Below are 19020 nucleotides of genomic sequence, written 5' to 3' on the forward strand. Positions count from 1 at the left end.
CATGTCCTCATTGCTGATTTGCTTGTTATGAAATAAAATAAATTCATAATGTCACAAATTAGAAGATTGAGATAGGGATGGGGATCGATGATTGAATTAAAGCTGCGTTCGATTTTAAAACAGGTAAAAAGCCAAAGTCCGCATAAAAGACTTGAGGCACTACAACAGCTTGCTCAATATAAATTTCAAGAAGGACTCGAGGTTCAAATCGATGTATTAAAGGATATGATCAAGACGGCTGCATCCAACTTTCCAGAGCGTGTGGAAAATTGGGACAACCCATCCTTTTATCTCATTGACTTTGTCTGTGATTTTCCCATGCCGGAAGTGGTGGAGGGACTCATAAAGCATTTCGACGGTCTCGATTTACAGGCAAAAGAGCTGGCGATTGTAATGTTGCTAGCAACAGAAGATGAAGAGATTTTCTACGTGCTTGAGGAAAAAATAATCGGGTTAATCCAGACAGAGGAATTCTTTATTCCCGTTAAAGAACTTGAAAATTATCCGATGCTGATCAAGGGAATCCTTGATAAAACACTCGAGCATCTAAATACCAAACACTATAAATTCATGCTCTATGATTTGTTATTATCGCTAAACTCTTCCGGCTTCGAGCAAGGCTATAAAAAAGAGGTAATCCTCCCGATCCTGCTTGAAGATTATCAGGCAGAGAAACAAGCTTACTTGAAATATGATACCGATTTTACAAGCAAATATGTGTATTCTGCATGGAAGGTTAGCTATTTTGCTCTTCGTTCGAGAATGCGATTATTAATTAGATTAATGGAATATTATTATTCATCTGACATAGGCTCCGAGCTGGAGCAGGCAATGGCTTTCCGTGATCCGTCTATTAATACAGAAGCGCTGATCATATCTATCGCCAAAAACCTTCCATATGATCAGAAAACATTAGTAGAGGCTGCCAATCAGATCGAAATTGCAGAAATTCTTTATTGGGAGTTGAAGGAAAGAAATCTAGAGCATCTGTATCCGATCGCTGAAGGAAAGCAGCCCCTTTTGGCGAAATCTAGGCTTTTTTCGACAATTATCAATCTGCCAGAGGAAGAAGAAGGAGTCATCCGCTTTCCTGAAGACATTCAGATCATCGATAAAATCGATACAGAAAACACCTATGGCCAGCCGATCCGCTATTACTTATTGAGTTTCTTGCATATCGGGACCCGATATGCGGGCTGGGCAGGCGGCTATGCGCTCGAGGATGGCGACGATACGGCCGAAATATGGGACGGCACCTACACTGATTTTGTCGAATGGGATTCAGCCAGCATCGAAGAACACAAAGCCGCTTTTTTCAAAAAAAGAGAAGAGGAAAAGCAAGAACATGAAATCAGTGTCTATTTTGAAAGTTCGCCACGGCTCAGCAAAGGTGCCTGGTTCTTCCTCAGCCTCGCGGTGGTTAACTGGATTAGAGAGGCGGTCGGAGGATTTTCAGAAGACTCGATTCCTTTCTTAATTGCACTAACCGTGATCGGCGGCGCGCTCTGTCTATATGAACTGACAAAAAATAAGAAAAGAGCCATCCAGGTCGTAGGCCAGCAGCTAGTGATGAAGGACGGTTCTAAACAGCATGCGATCGGAATGCACGAAATCAAAAAGGTAGAATACAACAAAAAGCACGTTCTCGTCTACGACAAGAAAAACGAACTTGCGTTTAAATTCCCGCTCCGCTGGGTCCGTTACGACCTGTTTTACGTTCACATGATGGAGCATACCGACCATCTAAAAGACAGGCCATTTATACAATCATAAAAAGCAGGCATAAGTGTAAAAAATCCCTATAAAAAAGGAGCGTAAAATGAAAAAAGTGACTCTATTAATTTTATTATCACTAACGCTCCTTTCATTCTATATCGTTACGAAACTGGTAAACAATCCCTCGGGGGCCAGTGTCAAGAATTATGGGGCAAAAGGTGAGCAACACAAACGGTGCCTGACACTGGAAAACACTATTGGCAGTGGACGTAGATCACAAATGGTGCCTGACACCAAAAACATCATGGGCACTAGACTCACATCACAAATGGTGCCTGACACCAATAAAAACCATCTATTTCAGATGATCATTCAATACATTTTCCTCCAGGACAGAAAACTTATCCCCGTAAACCCTCGTAATATGATTCTCGCCCCATGTACAAAGCGAATTCAGAATCCCCTCCAAGCTCTGGCCATACTCACTCAGCTCATACTCAACCTTCGGCGGAATCTGATTATAAATAATCCGATTAATCACGCCATCCTCCTCCAACTCCCGCAGCTGCTGCGTCAGCATTTTCTGCGTAATATTCGGCATCAACCGCTTCAATTCACTCGTCCGCTTTTTCCCATGCGTCAAATGGCAGAGAATTACACACTTCCATTTCCCCCCAATCACCTCAAGCGTCGCTTCCACCGATATATTGTATTTCTTCTTCTCCATCACACATCTTCCTCCTCATTCAGACAGGCACCGAAAAGTACCTACCGCACCAAAAGGTATCTATATCACTTAAAAGTGCGTACTTCCTAATATTCCTCATATATCCCATAATAACATTTGCCGGATGAAAACAATCATACCCTTTTAAATAAACCTACACAAATGAGGAGGAAAATTCATGCCTTTAAATAAACAACAAAGCACATTCGCACTACTGGCCCTAGCCGTCAGCGCCTTCGCGATCGGAACCACCGAATTTATCAGCGTCGGCCTGCTGCCACTCATCGCCAACGATTTAGACATTCCCGTCACAACGGCCGGACTAACCGTCTCCCTATACGCCCTCGGGGTCACATTCGGAGCGCCAGTCCTAACATCTCTGACATCGCGCATGTCTCGCAAAACCTTATTACTATGGATCATGATCGTCTTCATCATCGGTAACAGCATCGCCGCAAGCGCAACAAGCATCAGCGTCCTACTTGTCGCTCGCGTGATTTCCGCACTGTCGCACGGCGTCTTCATGTCGATCGGCTCAACCATCGCCGCCGACCTCGTCCCGGCCAACCGCCGCGCCAGCGCCATATCCATCATGTTCTCCGGCCTCACCGTCGCCACCGTCACAGGCGTTCCATTCGGAACATTCATTGGCCAACAATATGGCTGGAGACTAGCCTTCGTCATCATCATCGCCGTGGGCATCATCGGCTTCATCGCCAACTGGATTCTCATTCCTTCTTTTTTGAAAAAAGGAACCCAGACGAGCGTTCGAGACCAGTTCAAGCTCCTGACCAATGGCCGGCTCTTACTTCTATTCACAATCACGGCACTGGGGTATGGCGGCACATTTGTTGTCTTTACTTATTTGTCACCATTATTACAGGAAATAACCGGCTTTAAAGAAGGCTCGATTGCAATAATTTTACTCGCCTACGGATTGGCGATCGCGATTGGCAACATGGTGGGCGGAAAGCTCTCGAACCGCAATCCGATTGGATCCCTATTTTATATGTTTATCGTCCAGGCCGTGGTCCTGTTCGTCTTGATGTTCACCGCACAATTCAAAATCGCTGGCCTCATCACGATTATTTTTATGGGCTTACTCGCCTTTATGAACGTACCAGGACTGCAAGTATACGTCGTCATCCTTGCAGAGCGCTACGTCCCGAGTGCCGTCGATGTCGCATCAGCCATCAACATCGCCGCCTTCAACGCCGGAATCGCCATCGGTTCCTACCTAGGCGGCACCATCACAGACACACTTGGCCTCATCCACACCACATGGATCGGAGCCTTAATGGTCCTCGCAGCCGCCATCCTAACAGGATGGAGCCGAGCATTGGAACGGAGAGATCAAACAACTGCAACAGCAGTGGTGTCAGGCACCATTAAAACACAACTGTCCCCCTGAGGAGGACAGCTGCGTAATTCAATTTAAAAAAAATGGAGGCTATATCAATGAATAACAACTTACAAAGTACAACTACATTAAATAATGGAGTAAAAATGCCTTGGTTCGGCCTTGGCGTTTTTAAAGTAGAGGAAGGACCGGAGCTCGTGAACGCGGTGAAAACGGCGATCCAACATGGCTACCGCAGCATTGATACAGCGGCAATCTATGAAAACGAAGAGGGTGTCGGACAAGGGATTAAGGAATCAGGCATCGCTAGAGAAGATTTATTTGTCACATCCAAGGTTTGGAATGCTGACCTCGGCTACGAATCCACATTAGCAGCGTATCAAACAATCCTAGATAAACTAGGTTTAGAGTACCTGGACCTCTATCTGATTCATTGGCCTGTGGCTGGGAAATACAAGGAGGCGTGGCGAGCATTAGAAACGCTTTATAAAGAAGGGCGTGTACGTGCAATTGGGGTAAGCAATTTCCAAGTGCACCACCTTGTAGACCTGATGAAAGATGCAGAAATTAAGCCAATGGTAAACCAAGTCGAATACCATCCGCGCTTAACCCAAAATGAAGTCCATGCATTCTGCCGTGAACAGGGAATTCAGATGGAAGCCTGGTCGCCATTAATGCAAGGCCAATTGTTAGACAATGAAGGATTGGCAGCAATCGCCGCAAAATACAAGAAATCAGTCGCCCAAATCATCCTGCGCTGGGATCTGCAAAACGGCATCGTTACCATCCCAAAATCAACAAAAGAACACCGAATCATCGAAAACTCACAAGTATTCGACTTTGAGCTAACACAAGAAGACATGCACCAAATCAACAACCTAAACCAAAACCATCGCGTCGGCCCAGACCCCGACAACTTTGACTTTTAAATTACCTTTGGTTCCATCTTTAGTGCCATCATTGGTGTTCCATCTTTTATGTCATCCATCATTGGTGTCAGGCACCGTTCGTGGACAAATGCACCTATTCGTCCGCCAGGTGTGGACAGGTCAATCTCGCTACTGAGATTGGCCTTATTTCTATGCTTGCATTTACCGTGTCAAAGCGAAAGCTGCACTGGCGGTAAATGGAGAGCCGTCTCATTTACCATCCAAAGCAAAAATCCGCTCCAGCGGTAAATGGAAAGAGCATAAAGCAACAATAATAAATTCAGTACTTTTTTTTTCAACTTTATTGGATAAACTAAGGCGACATGCTTGAGGGGTGAAGAAAATGCGAAATCAGCTTGAAAAAAACATCTTAAGGTTTTTATTTGTTTCTGGAATTGGTACCTTTATGAACTTAATTCGAAAGCCACCTATAAAGGACTGGCTGATTATTTTCTTAATGAAGAGCTATATTGCCACCATTCTCGATAATTTATTAGTAAAAAGAGGATATTTAAAATACCCTGTTAACTTATCAAAAAGCTTTGACATAAGTGTTTTATTTAGCTATCTCATTTTCCCAATCAGCTGCATTTATTTCAATCAAGTAACTAGAAATTCAGGTGTTATAGGAATTCTAGCCAAGTGCCTATTATTTACACTACCATCGACACTAGTTGAATCTTGGCTCGAAAAAAACACAAAATTAATCAAATATAAAAAATCCTGGACCTCACTACATAGCTTTGCATCCATCGCATCCACCTTTTTAATCGTGCGCATCCTCATGTCTCTCATTAGTAAAACCGCCGAGAAACAATAATGGTGTCACAATAATGGTGTCAGGCACCGTCCATGGACACATGTCCTCCTGTGGGGGACATCAAACAGGTATTTTCCACATCCCTTTGCTATAATTATTAAATAGAGTATCTAAAAAGGGGTTGTGATAAAAAATGGCTAGTAGAGTGAAGGAAGATAGTTGGAATGCTAGTTTATATGATACGAAGCATTCTTTTGTTTCTCAATTTGGAGGGGATTTGGTCCAATGGCTAGCACCGCAGTCAGGTGAAAAGATTCTTGATCTTGGCTGCGGAACAGGGGATCTAGCCAACCAACTGAATCAACTAGGCGTCGATATTATTGGGATTGATAAATCCGAAAACATGATCCAGCAGGCCCAAAAAAAGTACCCGGGTCTCACCTTCAAGGTACAGGACGCTGTGAACATGGGGTACACCAACGAGTTTGATGCAGTTTTCTCTAATGCTACACTTCATTGGATTAAAACTCCAAAACAGGCTCTACAGTCCATCTATAATGCCTTAAAACCTGAGGGCAGATTTGTCGCTGAATTCGGCGGGAAAGACAACGTCCAGAAAATAACCAATGCAATCATTAACCAATTAGGCGAACACGGAACCGCGTATAAATCAGAGCAGTTCCCTTGGTACTACCCAAGCATTGCCGAATACACATCCATAATGGAACAAGTAGGATTTCGGGTCACCCACGCCCAACATTTTGATCGGCCGACCCCTTTATTTGGAGAGCAAGGCTTAAGAAACTGGATCGAGATGTTCGCAACAAGCATGTTCGAAGGCGTGACAAGCGAAACCAAAGAGTTAATCATCACAAGAGTGGAAGAGAACTTAAGAGAAGTTTTATTCCGCAACGGCGAGTGGATCGCGGATTATAAGCGGATTCGTGTGCTGGGGATAAAAGAGTAATCACGGGGACCATATTGGGTCCTTCTTTTTGGTTAAGCCTGGTAAATGGTTCTGTACCTCTGTGAACAAAGAGCTAATATTAAAAACCCAATAATTGGAACCCTTTTGCGGTAAATCCGTATATAGAGATAACTATTTTAAAAGGGGAGTTAATAATAATGAAAAGACTAATGACCATCGGGATTACGTTTTTAGTTTTAACAGGATTGAGTTTTGGCATAACGTATTATACCCATACAAAATTCATTGATTATTCATTCTTTATTGGATTAGCTTTCACCGTAATCATTTGGTTCTTTACTTCAAAAGGCGGGCACACTTCAAGATATTTAGATATGACAGTTCAAGGCACCACTGGGGTCAAAGTTGACCAACAAAAGTATGAGTTTTCACCAAATGTTGTTTTCCTAACCTCCCTGGCTTATACCATCATTACCCTTGGAGTAATGTTATATTATTACAGAAGTTATTTCTAAAAGTGGAAGTAGGTCGTTATCTGTTAAACAATTCAAGTGTCATCTTGAAAAGATGACACTTTAAAATATATTGTTTTATAATTTCCATTATTAATCTCCAAATAAAAGACCTTATTTCCGTTCCTTTGCCATTGGAAGTTGGTCCAAAAATTCATGCTCAATCATTAAGTTGACACAATCTTCACCATATAGTAATTCCTCTGCCATTAAACGTGTATAGAGAGCTCCAATATCTTTTCTTAGGACACTTGAAAGTGAAACTCCATAATGTCCTGCCGTTGCTCCTGTTAGCAATGTCATTTTAAACAACATTAGTCTATCGGAAAAAGGAGGAACGGTTGTGTCAGTAACCTCACTTTCCCACGTAGGTAGATGAGGTAATTCATTAGCAAGAAGAATTGATTGGAATATTTCGATATGTTTTTGCCTTATCTCTGCTCCACGGTGAAAGTGATTTTTAAATTCGTTTGACCGAGTGACTTGAGCAAAACCTCTCATAAACTCTTTTGTTACTTCATTAATTCGAATGTTGGCTACTAATTGAGAGATTTCATAAGATGTTAGTGGACGACGTTCAGTGAACCAACCAGCCAAAAAGTTCTGCTTACTAACTTTTTCAACAAGTTCTGGAGTAGGGATATGTATTTCCGGATGGTGTAACCCTTTTTTTATCATAAGGTCAGCCAACCTATTAAATAGTTGTGAAGCATTTTTTAGGCAATCTTCATAAAATTGACGAATATCAGTCCGTGTTGAAGTGCTTAATGAAAGTGAATAAACACCTAGTGACTCTTGACACAACACACCTTTAAGAATGAGGACAAACTTGTCTGTGAAGAGAGCAGGAGCATTAACATCCACATCTTCAGCATCAAACTTTTGAGGGAGTGGATGATTTGCCTCTTCTAGGAAAGTTCTAGACTTTTGGACTTCTGTTATTGCCATCTCTTCCGCATACTCAAGGATAGGACGTAAATCTTCATCCTGACAATTCGCTATAAAATATCTTGTAACCCATTGTGTCATTGTGTTAATTAAATATGAATTCCATAAATTTGTCATTTCTGCTGGAGTTAATTTTGGTATATCCATTTTACATTCCCCTTATTTTTCCTAATTAAATCTTAGAATTTCCTGTAAGGTAAGGATTATTCTTCCTCGAAAATAAACTTTTTAAGAAAACATGAACCCGAAATTGTTCAACTAACAGTTTCAAGAGTTGAAGATTGGGAAGTGCTGCGGCGATCCCTTTGCTTTTTCGACAAACTTTAAGCAGGATAGTTGAAGAAAGGGTTAACGGAAGATTTATAGGAAAACCAAAGCAACCCGTTAGGATTTTCCAATCTCTTTAATTTTCCAATACTTTCACATAACAGAAACCTCCCACTAGAACAACAAAAGGGACAGGTTAACTGTCCCGTTTTTGTTTACTTATTATGACTTTTTTGGGCTTTTAATGCGACTTTTTCAAAGCCATTTCCTCGTTCTTCCGCAAATTCTAAATCGGCTTTTGGCAGAGCCGTATTATGTTTTCTAAATTGGTTATTCTTATTTTTAGCCATTTTTTCACCACCCATTAGTTATTCCTTCAAGGATGCCAACCAATATGTTATCGGCACCCACGATTTTAGTTTGCATTCTTTTTTTGAGGCTATGCTAGTTGAATTTCTTTCGTCTCATTCGAAAAAAAGAAGCCCTCTAAGTTGAAGGCTTCTTTGACGTATAAAATGGATTAATGGACCCGGATAATTTCGGAAATATATTCATCGTGGTGAACCCTGGTATGTTTTGATTCTAATCGTTCGAATTCGTGGATTTCATCCATTGGCTCGCCAAGCAACCAGTTTTTGAGTTCAAACAAAAAATCAGTAAGCATCATGATTCCTCCCTGGAATGGGTTATTGGATTCCTTATAAACCTATTATACATGTGAATCAATTCACATAAAAGCGGTTACAAAATAGGCGAAATAGCAAAATTATACAGAAAAATAAGAGAAGTTTGTCTCATTGAGGGGACAAAAAGGAGGGACTAAGCGCGTTACTTTTATTTGAAGATCCAGCTCTCTTTTTGGTGGCTCTTCTTATTGTACTAACGGAGCAGGTTAGTTAAACAATAACGATGAAAATTCATAAATGGTTTATGACGTAATTTACATATACTATATTAAGGAGATGAATAAATGGAAGAAGATTTTTATTTCTCAAAAAAACAATTTATAAGAGGTTTGATGATGCCGAAAAGTATAGGTGGTTTGATGATGAAAAGAGGTGATGTATCACTCGCTAAGATTAATGGTGTGTGGGAAAAATACACAGAATCTGTACCCAGAGGAAGAAAACCTTTATCAAATCATGATGATCTAGTTTTGATTGGTTGCGGCAAAGATGTTGAGATTGATCGTGAGCAACTTTCACAAGAACAAATAGAAACTCTGATTATAGGAATGAAAAATAATCATTAATTCAAAGTACGAAGATGCTTTATTATAGAAGAACAGATACTTGGAAAACTAACGGGTGCAAGATTCGAAGATCCAGCTGCCTACTTGGCGGCTTTTTCTTATTGCACTAAACTGACCTTATATACAGTCCACGACATTGGAACTGGCAAATTATCCTTGTGCATAATTTTTGTAAGGGCTTGTATGTTTTCATCAGCCCTTTTTTCAGATTCCTCAAAAAACTTTCTTACTTCTTTGGATTCAGTGACTTGACTGAATCCAATTGAAAGAGCTTTTGCCATAATGCTCTTTTTAATGTTAAGAGATATACTGATTATTTCTGTAGCAGATAAAAGTCTCCCTTTTCCGAAGAATCCATCAGTAAAATCTTTGGTAGAAATAAATTCAGGGCTCTCGTTAGGATAGAAATAGGGGTCTCTTTGGAATTTTCCTTTTTCAAGCAATAACTCAATGGTTAAATCGTACATATTTTTTGCATCATTATCACATGAATTGTAAAAATCACGTAGGTCCTTTCTGACAGAAACACTTAAAGCGGTTGTATGTCCCAACAAACCGTGTAAAGTCATAATATGTAAATAATTCAAACAGAAGGTGTCAGAAAACAATCTCTCTGCACTTTTATTAAGGTCGGACTCAGTAAATCCAATTGGAACTGGAAATCCATCTTTCTCAATGAAGGAAACAAGCTGCTTCTTTTGCTTTTCGAAGATTTCGATGGCTATTAAAAAAACTTTTTTATTGATTCGTCTTCAATAATGGAAAACATATATCAATTTACTATATCGGTCATTGTTCCGTTTACATACTCCCCCCATAGTGTTCCTATTTCGGAAGCTGTAAGTTTTAAATTTTCATTTTCCATTTTATCACGTCTTCCGTATTATTTACTAATTCAGAAAAAGGTATGAATTTCTTTGGACTTAAACCTTTTAGATGATAAAAGTCGAGCAATTGCTTGTTGAACTAACGAGTGCAAGAGTTTAACAATCAGACAGATCAATTTGTATAAAGCAGTAAAAAGTCATTCTATCGAGAATGACTTTTTGGCGGCTTAAATCAATTCGATGTAATAATCTACAAATCTTAAATTAAATGACTAGTCCATCCGTAGGGCAAAGCTTGAAATAATCATAATAAAATTGGAGAGAGTAAATAAGAGGTGATTAGTTTGAGTTCATTGAGTAAGAATTTAGATTTACATGCACAAGGAAATTGGCTGCCGATCAGTGTAGGCTTGCTATTGTTTTTATATGCTCTTTTTATGCCTAAAAAAGAGATCGGTTGGAGAGATCTTTATATTACATTTGGAGTAATTGGTTATTTTGCTTGGATTGGTGATTCCTTATTTGCAAAAATGTTCGACCTTGTTGATTTTGGTAACCCAAATATCACGGGAATAGGAGAGTTTATAAGTTACAGCTTAATTCCTTCATCTCTTTCCGTTATTTTTTTAAACTATTTTAAGAAAACAAATAAATGGATACTAGTCATTATATTTACCATAATTGCTACTCTAGTGGAATGGGGAATGCGAAAAGTGGGTTATATCAAGCCACACGGCTGGAGCTTTTTCTTTTCAATACCGTTGTATTTTGTTGTATTTAGCTTTTTCCTCCCATTACACAAGAAATTTATTAATTGCAAATTCCAATTTAGGAATATTCCTCCAAAAAGAGGAGCCTATCTACAAACGGGGGACTATAAGTGCAACAATGAAAAAACGCTCAGAGTGGAAATCTCTGAGCATTTTTTCATTGTATGTTTTTTAGGTCTACACGATGGTGCCTGACACCATTACCATCACAGGCACTATCATTACACGAAAAACCACGTTACCCCAGATAAACCAAGTCTTTCAGCTCATCCGTCGATAACTCGGTGATCCAGTTCTCACTTTGGATAATCTGGTCATTCAAGAATTGCTTCTTCTCTAGCATCGCATCGATTTTCTCCTCGAGGGTACCCGTGCAGATCATCTTGTGCACATGAACGAAGCGCGATTGACCGATCCGGTAGGCACGGTCGGTGGCCTGGTTCTCCACAGCTGGATTCCACCAGCGGTCGTAGTGGATGACGTGATTGGCCGCCGTCAGGTTCAGCCCAGTTCCGCCTGCTTTCAACGACAGCAGGAACACCGGAAACTCCTGATTCTGGAATCGCTCAATCATCTCGTCACGCTTCACTTTCGGAACACTTCCGTTCAAGAACGGCACCTCAATGCCAAACTTCTTCTTCAATGTACTCCGAATCATTTCGCCCATTTCGATATATTGGGTGAAGATCAGACAGCTTTCGCCCTGTTCCAAAACTGCGTCAATCAATTCGACAAGTTTCTCTAGCTTATTCGAGCGTTCCAGCAGCTCGCGCCCAGCCGACTTTTCCTTCAGATAGAGGGCAGGGTGGTTGCACAACTGCTTCAATCTACTTAACATTTGTAAAATTAACCCCTTGCGCTCAAAGCCTGACAGCTTTTCAATTTCCGCAAACGTATCATGGATGAGCTGTTCGTACAACGACGCCTGCTCAGCGGTGAGCGGGCAATATTCCTTTTGCTCCAGCTTGTCAGGGAGGTTAAGGGCAACCTCTTCATCCTTTTTCGTGCGACGCAGCAAGAATGGCCGGATCAACGCTTGCAGCTGCTGAACCTTGTCTTTCTTCTCATCTTTTTCAATCGGAATCACGAACTTTTTCTGGAATTGCCCCAAGCTGCCAAGATAGCCATGATTGGTAAAATCAAAGATCGACCACAGCTCCGATAAGCGGTTTTCCATCGGTGTTCCTGTCAGCGCGATGTGATGACGTCCACGCAGCCTGCGAACTGCCTTTGACTGTTTTGTCTGGGCATTCTTAATGTTTTGCGCCTCATCAATCGCAATCGAACTCCAAATCAGCGACTCAAACTCCGCCAAATCGATGTGGCTCAAGCCATACGAAGTCAAAACAATATCGGCGTCTTTTGCCTTCTCCGCAAAAGCTTCTTCTTTCAGGCGGTTGGACCCGTAATGCAAATACACCTTCATCTCCGGTGCAAAGCGCTCCAGCTCCTTCTGCCAGTTTCCGAGTACAGAAGTCGGACAAATAATCAGCGCAGCCTTCGTCGGAACCTTAACTGTAGCCGCCTCATCATCCTTTTTGCGGCGTTTTTTCGTCTCAGTTTGGGTGTCAGGCACCACAGCCAATTCATCCCCGACCACATCTTTCACCTTCAAAAGGTAAGAGATCAGCTGGACGGTTTTACCGAGACCCATGTCATCGGCGAGGCAGGCGCCAAATCCGTACTGGCGCAAGAACCAGAGCCAACTCATGCCGAGCTGCTGGTAAGGACGAAGCTCACCTTGCAACCCAGAAGGCACGTCTTCGAGCGGAATTTCGTGGACTTCCGCTAGCTGTTTGATCATTTGCTTCCATTGGCGGTTCAACTCAATTTGAATTTTCGCAAACGCCTTTGGATTGTCCAGTTCATCTTCAGCAGTATCCGACTCCATCAATTCCTGTTCCAACAAATCGCGGACATGCAGGCCTTCTTTTTCAGCACGTTTCATCATATCTTGTATTTGTCGAATGAACTGCGGGTCAAGCTTCACCCAACGGCCGCGAATGAAGACAAGCCGTCTTTTTTCCTCGACAAGTTTCCCAAACTCATCTTCGGACAAGTCGACACCATTCATCGAAAAGCGCCAGTTAAAATCGAGCATAGCCTGAAGCCCGACGAATGACGGCCGGTGACTTGAGCCACCCTTCAGCGATGCCTTCACTTTTAGGTTGGCATTTTTCATCGCCTGCCACCAGGAAGGGAGGAGGATTTCGACATCCAATGCCACCAGCGTCTCACTCGCCTCCGTCAAAAACATCCATGCTTCTTCCTCGCTCAGATGCGTTTTGAAATAGCCGTCTTCACCCAACCACGGAATCAATCGCACCCAGCGCTCCCGCTCGCGGTCAACTTTTTCTAAAAATGGACGCCACTTCGCTGGGATCTTGGTGGTCCCATCCACATCATAAACCTCATCGACATTTTTCTTTCCTCGTATAAATAAATCCAGACTCCACGCACCTTCGCCATCAACCGGCTCATCTAAGCGCAGCCCAATCGTAAACGGTGTGTCGCTTTCCTTAATTCCGACCCATTCCAGCCAGCTTTCTTCATCAAAATAGCGAGCGAGCTCGCCGCCGGAAATATTTTGCTTCCGGAGCAAATCAAGCTTCGGCCCGAATAACTCCTTCATCGCTGAATTCCGCGTCAAATAGCCGTCGAGGGCATCGTTGTACAAAGCTGAGATATAGTTTTTGGTCGTCCCAAGTTCATGGCCTATCAGTTCATCGACGGCTGGCTCGGGCTCCTCAATCCTTTGTTCCCAAAACGACGGGTCAAACTCATCCTTCACGCGTTCAGGAAGCTTCCAACGGAAATCCCCGTGCTCCCAGACCGAAAAGTCCGGCAGCCAATCCTTCTCGACGATGCCTTCATACAGCGAATGGGCGGCCGCCAGACAAATCTCAGATTGCTCATTCCAATCCCATTCGATATAGCGATTAAACGACTCCTTGGCAAAAAGTGAAACCAGATGCCAGCCGCTCACCACCACACCCTCGACGTCGTTCACCGTCTCTGTCTCAAGGAGCGTACCAAAGAAGCTTTCCTCATGACTGCTGAAAACGAGATTCTTCCATCTAGACGGGCTCATCACATGACCCCGTTCATCCTCCGCAGTAAGAAGAAAGCGACCTTCCCCTAATTTAGTTGTCAGCAATTTCATAAACCTTGTTTTAAGCATCGATCCAAAACTCCTTTATTGGGGGAGAGAACAAAGTTAGATGGAAATCTCCAAAAAATGCATAATTTCACAAACATCAAAGCTATTTACTAGTTGTAAATTTCCAGAAAATGTCTAATTGCACAAAACCCCTTAAAAATGGCACAAAAGCCCCCTGAAATGGCACAAAACCTTATTAAAATGGCACAAAACCCATCCAAAATAGCACAAAACAAATTTCCCCTAAAAATAAACAAGCCACAATACCAGTCAACCTAGCTAATCCTAACTAAATGTCCGCTCCGTATGGACAAAATAACTAAAGTGTCCACGAGCGGTGCCTGACACCATAAATAACACCAAAAATGACACCATAAATAACACCAAAAATTACACTAAAATACATCAAAATTAACTCCAAAAAATCTCATAAATGAAATCTAAATTACTCCATAAAAATCCATATCCTCTATTATACCCAAAAAAGTGTGGTTAGAGGAGGGCGAGGCTTGAAGTTCTTCCGTAAGTAGTATATTCGTACGTGGTTTATTGTTAAAAAAGGTAACTAAAAAGTAGTCCCGGGCAAGAGATCCAGCCATTAATAAGTGCTGATTCTCCATAATCGGAAAGACAATGACCTGAGAAAGGAAAGCCCTAGTCGGATCATAAAACGAATAAATCGGCATATAATTGATGGCGAAATCAAGTTTCATCTGGACCCACCAATGGAAGCTTCAGCTATGATTTTTTATTGTATCTTTTAAGGACATAAAACGAGGAGATCGTATATGGGAAAGAAGAATCTAATTATAATGCTATTAATATTTTTACTCTTGTTGTTAACCTCATGCAGCCAAGGGAATAATCCGAAAACGAGTGGTGACCCACAACCGGAACCAGCAACTGAAAATCCAAACGATAAACCCGCTGAAAAACCCGCCGATAAGCCCGAACCCAAGCCCGATGCCGATGAACACCCTGACACCAACCCCGGCGTAAAACCCGCCGAACAACCCGACAACAATAGCAGCCCTAACAATCCAAGTCCATCCAGTAATCCCTACGAAATAACAAAAACAAACTACACAGAAAACAACATCAAAATAAACTATCCCCAACTCACGAAATCAAGCGATCATCAAAAGGAGAAAACCATTAATCAACTTATAAAAAAAGAAGCCATCAAAGTACTAAACTACTACCTGCCCGATCTTCAAGACCTAACCCTCGAAATCAATTATGAAATCAAATCCAAAAGTCCCAGCCTGCTGAGCATTCAATACACAGGCGTGGGGTACATGAACGGTGCAGCCCATCCCAATAATCATTACTATACAACCAATATCGACATCGAAACGGGAACGATTCTAAAATTAAAAGACATGATCAATATCGATGAAAACTTTGTAGATAATCTCAAGCAAAACGCCAAATCCATGAAGCCTGAACACCAAGGCATCCTTAGCAGCATACACCCAAGCGACCTACTAAACATGCTCACAAACGCCGATTCACTCGACAATATCGGTACCGAAAATCAGTCCGACACATTTAGCTATTTCACCAGCGACTCCCTCGGAATTAGCATTCCCGTCAGCCATGCAGAAGGGGACCATGCAGAATTCGAGATCACCTATCAGTCCATAGCCCAAAACATACATTCGTTATTGTTTCTTAGCCTGCTTCAACAGTAACATCCGCTATTAAATTTGCAACCGCCCTAGTAAAAAACAAAAGGTGCCGGTATAACCTAACGGGTTCGATTCGGGGGTCAAAAAGGTAAATCTCTATAAGATTTAAGCGCAAAATTCTTTAAAATAAACTTTTTAATAATTTCTTTGTTTCTAAATAGAAAGAATCCCTATACAGCTTATAACTGGGTTGTGAGTTCAACAGCATTTTTGAAGGAAGCAAGTCCAGTAACCCCTGAAGATCGGTTTCTTTCTCCTTTTTTAATTCGTTCTGGTGTAGAACTTCCAGATTTTCAAAGAACTCACTTAAAGTTTTTAAATGATTTCCAACTTCCATTTGATCATATGAAGATGGCTGCCCCTCCTTTTCCCATTCTTTTAGGGTCCCAACTATAGTTGAAACATACTGGTAGCCTTTGTTCATCTTTTTGATTTCCATTCGATACATAGAAAGAATAGATTTATGTTTTTTGCTAAAAGGATTGAATTTTAAGCTTTTGGATGCCATATTTAACGCATCCTTTGTATTATGTAACTCCTGTGAAAAAAGATTTATTTTGTTCTCCATCACTTTTGCTTTTTCACTTCCCCATTCTAATTGGATCCAATGGGAGAGTTCTAAAAGTATTTCAGACAGCTGACGAGTTAATTTTTCAAAAGATGTAGCTGCTTTCTTTGTAAAGTCTGGCGGGAATAAAAACATGTGAATCAATACAGCGATTACTGCTCCAATAATCGTGTCGACTATCCGATCTAGGGCATAATCCTTTGATTTTCGTTCAAACGTAAAGATTAATACAATGGTGAGGGCTACTTGATGTAAAACCGTTTCATCTAGTCTTAACCACTTTGCAATGAAGGTTGCGCCTAACATTATTAGACCCAATATCCAACCATTCATGTCTAAGTGACTCACAAGAAAAGCAGTTAAAATGATACCAATAATAGTTCCCACAATACGGTGAAAAGAATATCGAATCGACTGATCAATGGTAGTTTGCAAACATAAAACAACAGAAAGCGGTGCTAAATAGGGGTGATCAGAGCCCACTAGTTTTGCTAATTCCCAAGAAAAAGCCGATCCAATAGCCATTTTCAGACCATAGCTGTTTTATTTTCAAAATGATTCTTTTTCCTTTTCATGTGGATCCACCTTCCATCCGTCCTTCTTCATTATGTTTGGTACTCCCTGGCCTTTTATACAGAAGCAGCAAATATTTAATATAAAAAGCAGCTGGTCTTGTCTAGCTCATTTCCTTGCTAACTCTTGCACCATTTGTGTTCATCATTCCTGTCTTTTTCTTTTAATATGCCAATCTTCAACTAATGAATGAGCTTTAGTTAAATGAAAAACGCTGTTGAAGTCAGATTCAACAGCGTTTTCTTATGTGTTTATTTATGTGAGTTACTTTGAGATTTTCGGGGAGATACAAGATGTGTAATAGGTTGTTTGCACCTCTAAACGGAACCCGTCGTTAGTATCAACCGGCACCTTTTGTCTCAACCCTCAATCAACTTACTCCGCTTACACTCCTCATGAAACGCCCGCAGCCGCTTCGTCCGCTCCATCAACGTATCCAAGAAATACTCCCAGTCATCGACCCGTTTCAGCTTCTTATACAGCGTCCGCAGCTTCTTCAAATGCCGCACCGCCATCCGGTAACTCGCCCGGTTCTTCTGATCAATCTCACGCTGCGCCGTCTGATGCAGCATCGCCAGCAGCACCTCAGGCCGCTCCTTCTCCACAAGCTTCAATCGGTCCTTCGGCAACTCATAATAATCCAAGCCCACAAACGCCTGCAGCTCACCCCAGCGATCATACTGCCCGCGCTCAAACAACACATACTCGTAATCCCCAAAACTATACGGCAGCGTCGAAAGCATCGCCCGCTCATACAAATCCACCCGGTCACTCTCCGCACAATAAGGCGCCACCGCCCGCAGCGCATTCCGCACAAACGTCGCACAGCTATGATAACCACCGAGCCACTCCAAATAACCTTTCACCTTTTGCAAAAACAACTCAATCACCGGGCCAACACGCTTCCACGCCTTCAGCCCCGACAAATACTCAATCCAATACACCAAATAAGGTGCAATCTCCTCATCGCCAAATGGACCCGTCAACTTCAACGCCGCCTCATCATCCCCAAGCAAGAAATTCAAATGAATCCCAGCGAGCAGCAGCGGGGCAGGGCTCTCCCAATCCTGCAGCTCCTTCATCCGCGCCTGAATCTTCACTAACTCTTCCTCACGCCACGCCTTCTTCTTGAAAAAATGAATCCACAACAGCCGGTACAAGAAAATCCTCTCATACGCCAACCCCTGCGTACACGTCAACAGCTCAAACGTATCCTCCCGTAACTTATCGACAAACTCATCAAAATCAAACGGCAGCGACTGCACGCCAATCTTCATCGAGAGCTCCTCCGCATCATCCATCAAATTATGGAACAAATGCAAATAAGCCCGCTTCACCATATCCTCATCATGCCCGAGCTGCTCACTCAGCCGAGCCAGCTTCCGAAACGAAACCACAATCCCGACCAACTCATACAGCAAGCGCCATTCCTGCTCAACCGGCGCACTCGCATGAATCCGGCGCTCATAAATCCCAAACAACTCCGGAATCACATACGGACTCGTATACTTCTTCGTCGCGAGCAGCGTATCAAAACTCACCTCAAACGAATGAACCCAACGCCCATAATCCGGCTTCGACACCCCATTCGCCTTAATCAAATCCTTCGCCGTCTGCAGCCCCCAGTCCGAAACCGCCTTCGACTCACGCATCGGCTCCCGCCATTCAGCGACCCAATCCGCCACACTGCCAACCCGAGAATAAGCACTCAAAAACACCGCCATCTGATGCCGGCAAAACCCCTCAGTCGGACACGAGCACTCACTCTGCGACAAAAACTCAAAATTCAACTTCACATAACAAGGCGTCACATCCTGGACGGTCGCAGTAATCTGCTCATTCCAAATCTGTAACTGCTTCACCAGCCCTTGCCGGTACAACATCAAACCCTTCTGAACCAGCTTCGCATCCTCCGTCACCGTCGGGTGCAGCAATTCCCGCACCTGATCCCCAAAAAGCTCAATCCGTTCACTTGCAGGCGTCGACTCCAAAGCCACAACCCCCTCCAAAAAATCCATATTCCTCTATTATA

Annotated in this window: 16 protein-coding genes and 2 pseudogenes; 9 read left to right on the forward strand and 9 right to left on the reverse strand. The window is 42.4% G+C overall.

Translation table 11 applies throughout. From position 1 onward, the window contains the following. The first annotated feature begins 87 nt into the window (after positions 1-87). Positions 88-1773, forward strand: a complete 1686-nt coding sequence (locus QF028_RS29215) for a hypothetical protein (protein ID WP_429470971.1) — start codon at positions 88-90, stop codon at positions 1771-1773. Between the two features lie 298 nt (positions 1774-2071). On the opposite strand, the gene QF028_RS29220 is transcribed toward QF028_RS29215, so the two are convergent. Continuing rightward, on the reverse strand, positions 2072-2443 hold the full coding sequence (locus QF028_RS29220; protein ID WP_215004837.1) for a winged helix-turn-helix transcriptional regulator: 372 nt from the start codon (positions 2441-2443) through the stop codon (positions 2072-2074). Between the two features lie 178 nt (positions 2444-2621). On the opposite strand from QF028_RS29220, the gene QF028_RS29225 reads away from it, so the two are divergent. The 5 genes from QF028_RS29225 (at position 2622) to QF028_RS29245 (ending at position 6935) form a co-directional block, all read left to right on the forward strand. Then, positions 2622-3854 carry an MFS transporter gene (locus tag QF028_RS29225; RefSeq protein ID WP_429470973.1) on the forward strand — a complete coding sequence of 411 codons (1233 nt, stop codon included), beginning with the start codon at positions 2622-2624 and terminating at the stop codon, positions 3852-3854. Between the two features lie 47 nt (positions 3855-3901). Then, positions 3902-4732 (forward strand): aldo/keto reductase, encoded by an 831-nt coding sequence (locus QF028_RS29230; protein ID WP_429470975.1) that lies wholly within the window; start codon positions 3902-3904, stop codon positions 4730-4732. Positions 4733-5075: 343 nt separating this feature from the next. After that, positions 5076-5552: a CBO0543 family protein gene (locus tag QF028_RS29235; RefSeq protein ID WP_429470977.1), complete on the forward strand. Its 477-nt coding sequence runs from the start codon at positions 5076-5078 to the stop codon at positions 5550-5552. 133 nt (positions 5553-5685) lie between these two features. After that, entirely contained in the window at positions 5686-6459 is a 774-nt protein-coding gene (locus tag QF028_RS29240; RefSeq protein ID WP_429470979.1) for a methyltransferase domain-containing protein, read from the forward strand. A gap of 158 nt (positions 6460-6617) precedes the next feature. Further along, on the forward strand, positions 6618-6935 hold the full coding sequence (locus QF028_RS29245) for a hypothetical protein (RefSeq protein WP_429470981.1): 318 nt from the start codon (positions 6618-6620) through the stop codon (positions 6933-6935). A 111-nt stretch (positions 6936-7046) separates the two neighbouring features. On the opposite strand, the gene QF028_RS29250 is transcribed toward QF028_RS29245, so the two are convergent. The 3 genes from QF028_RS29250 to QF028_RS29260 form a co-directional block, all read right to left on the reverse strand. Next, positions 7047-8027 (reverse strand): DUF3231 family protein, encoded by a 981-nt coding sequence (locus tag QF028_RS29250; RefSeq protein ID WP_429470983.1) that lies wholly within the window; start codon positions 8025-8027, stop codon positions 7047-7049. A 335-nt stretch (positions 8028-8362) separates the two neighbouring features. Then, on the reverse strand, positions 8363-8497 hold the full coding sequence (locus QF028_RS29255; protein WP_282599625.1) for a hypothetical protein: 135 nt from the start codon (positions 8495-8497) through the stop codon (positions 8363-8365). Positions 8498-8667: 170 nt separating this feature from the next. Further along, complete coding sequence (locus QF028_RS29260; protein WP_429470985.1) at positions 8668-8814, reverse strand: hypothetical protein; 147 nt, start codon at positions 8812-8814, stop codon at positions 8668-8670. Positions 8815-9117: 303 nt separating this feature from the next. Between QF028_RS29260 and QF028_RS29265 the strand changes: the two genes are divergently transcribed. After that, positions 9118-9399 (forward strand): hypothetical protein, encoded by a 282-nt coding sequence (locus QF028_RS29265; protein WP_410884998.1) that lies wholly within the window; start codon positions 9118-9120, stop codon positions 9397-9399. Positions 9400-9527: 128 nt separating this feature from the next. Here QF028_RS29265 and QF028_RS29270 read toward each other — a convergent pair. Next, positions 9528-10264: pseudogene (locus QF028_RS29270) on the reverse strand (DUF3231 family protein); the annotation flags it as partial. A gap of 306 nt (positions 10265-10570) precedes the next feature. Between QF028_RS29270 and QF028_RS29275 the strand changes: the two are divergent. After that, positions 10571-11191 carry a hypothetical protein gene (locus tag QF028_RS29275; protein WP_429470988.1) on the forward strand — a complete coding sequence of 207 codons (621 nt, stop codon included), beginning with the start codon at positions 10571-10573 and terminating at the stop codon, positions 11189-11191. A 43-nt stretch (positions 11192-11234) separates the two neighbouring features. Here QF028_RS29275 and QF028_RS29280 read toward each other — a convergent pair whose 3' ends face one another. Next, positions 11235-14177, reverse strand: a complete 2943-nt coding sequence (locus QF028_RS29280) for a DEAD/DEAH box helicase (protein ID WP_429470990.1) — start codon at positions 14175-14177, stop codon at positions 11235-11237. Between the two features lie 419 nt (positions 14178-14596). Beyond that, positions 14597-14869: a hypothetical protein gene (locus QF028_RS29285; RefSeq protein ID WP_429470992.1), complete on the reverse strand. Its 273-nt coding sequence runs from the start codon at positions 14867-14869 to the stop codon at positions 14597-14599. A 75-nt stretch (positions 14870-14944) separates the two neighbouring features. Here QF028_RS29285 and QF028_RS29290 point away from each other — a divergent pair, with 75 nt between their 5' ends. Continuing rightward, on the forward strand, positions 14945-15850 hold the full coding sequence (locus QF028_RS29290) for a PdaC/SigV domain-containing protein (RefSeq protein ID WP_429470994.1): 906 nt from the start codon (positions 14945-14947) through the stop codon (positions 15848-15850). Positions 15851-15968: 118 nt separating this feature from the next. Here the strand turns inward: QF028_RS29290 and QF028_RS29295 are convergent. Together QF028_RS29295 and QF028_RS29300 are read right to left on the reverse strand one after the other, a co-directional pair. Further along, positions 15969-16990: pseudogene (locus QF028_RS29295) on the reverse strand (FUSC family protein). 357 nt (positions 16991-17347) lie between these two features. Further along, entirely contained in the window at positions 17348-18979 is a 1632-nt protein-coding gene (locus QF028_RS29300; RefSeq protein WP_429470996.1) for an SWIM zinc finger family protein, read from the reverse strand. Positions 18980-19020: the final 41 nt, after the last annotated feature.

Origin of the sequence: Neobacillus sp. B4I6 (assembly GCF_050434045.1) — a bacterium.
Classification (GTDB): Bacteria; Bacillota; Bacilli; order Bacillales; family Cytobacillaceae; genus Neobacillus.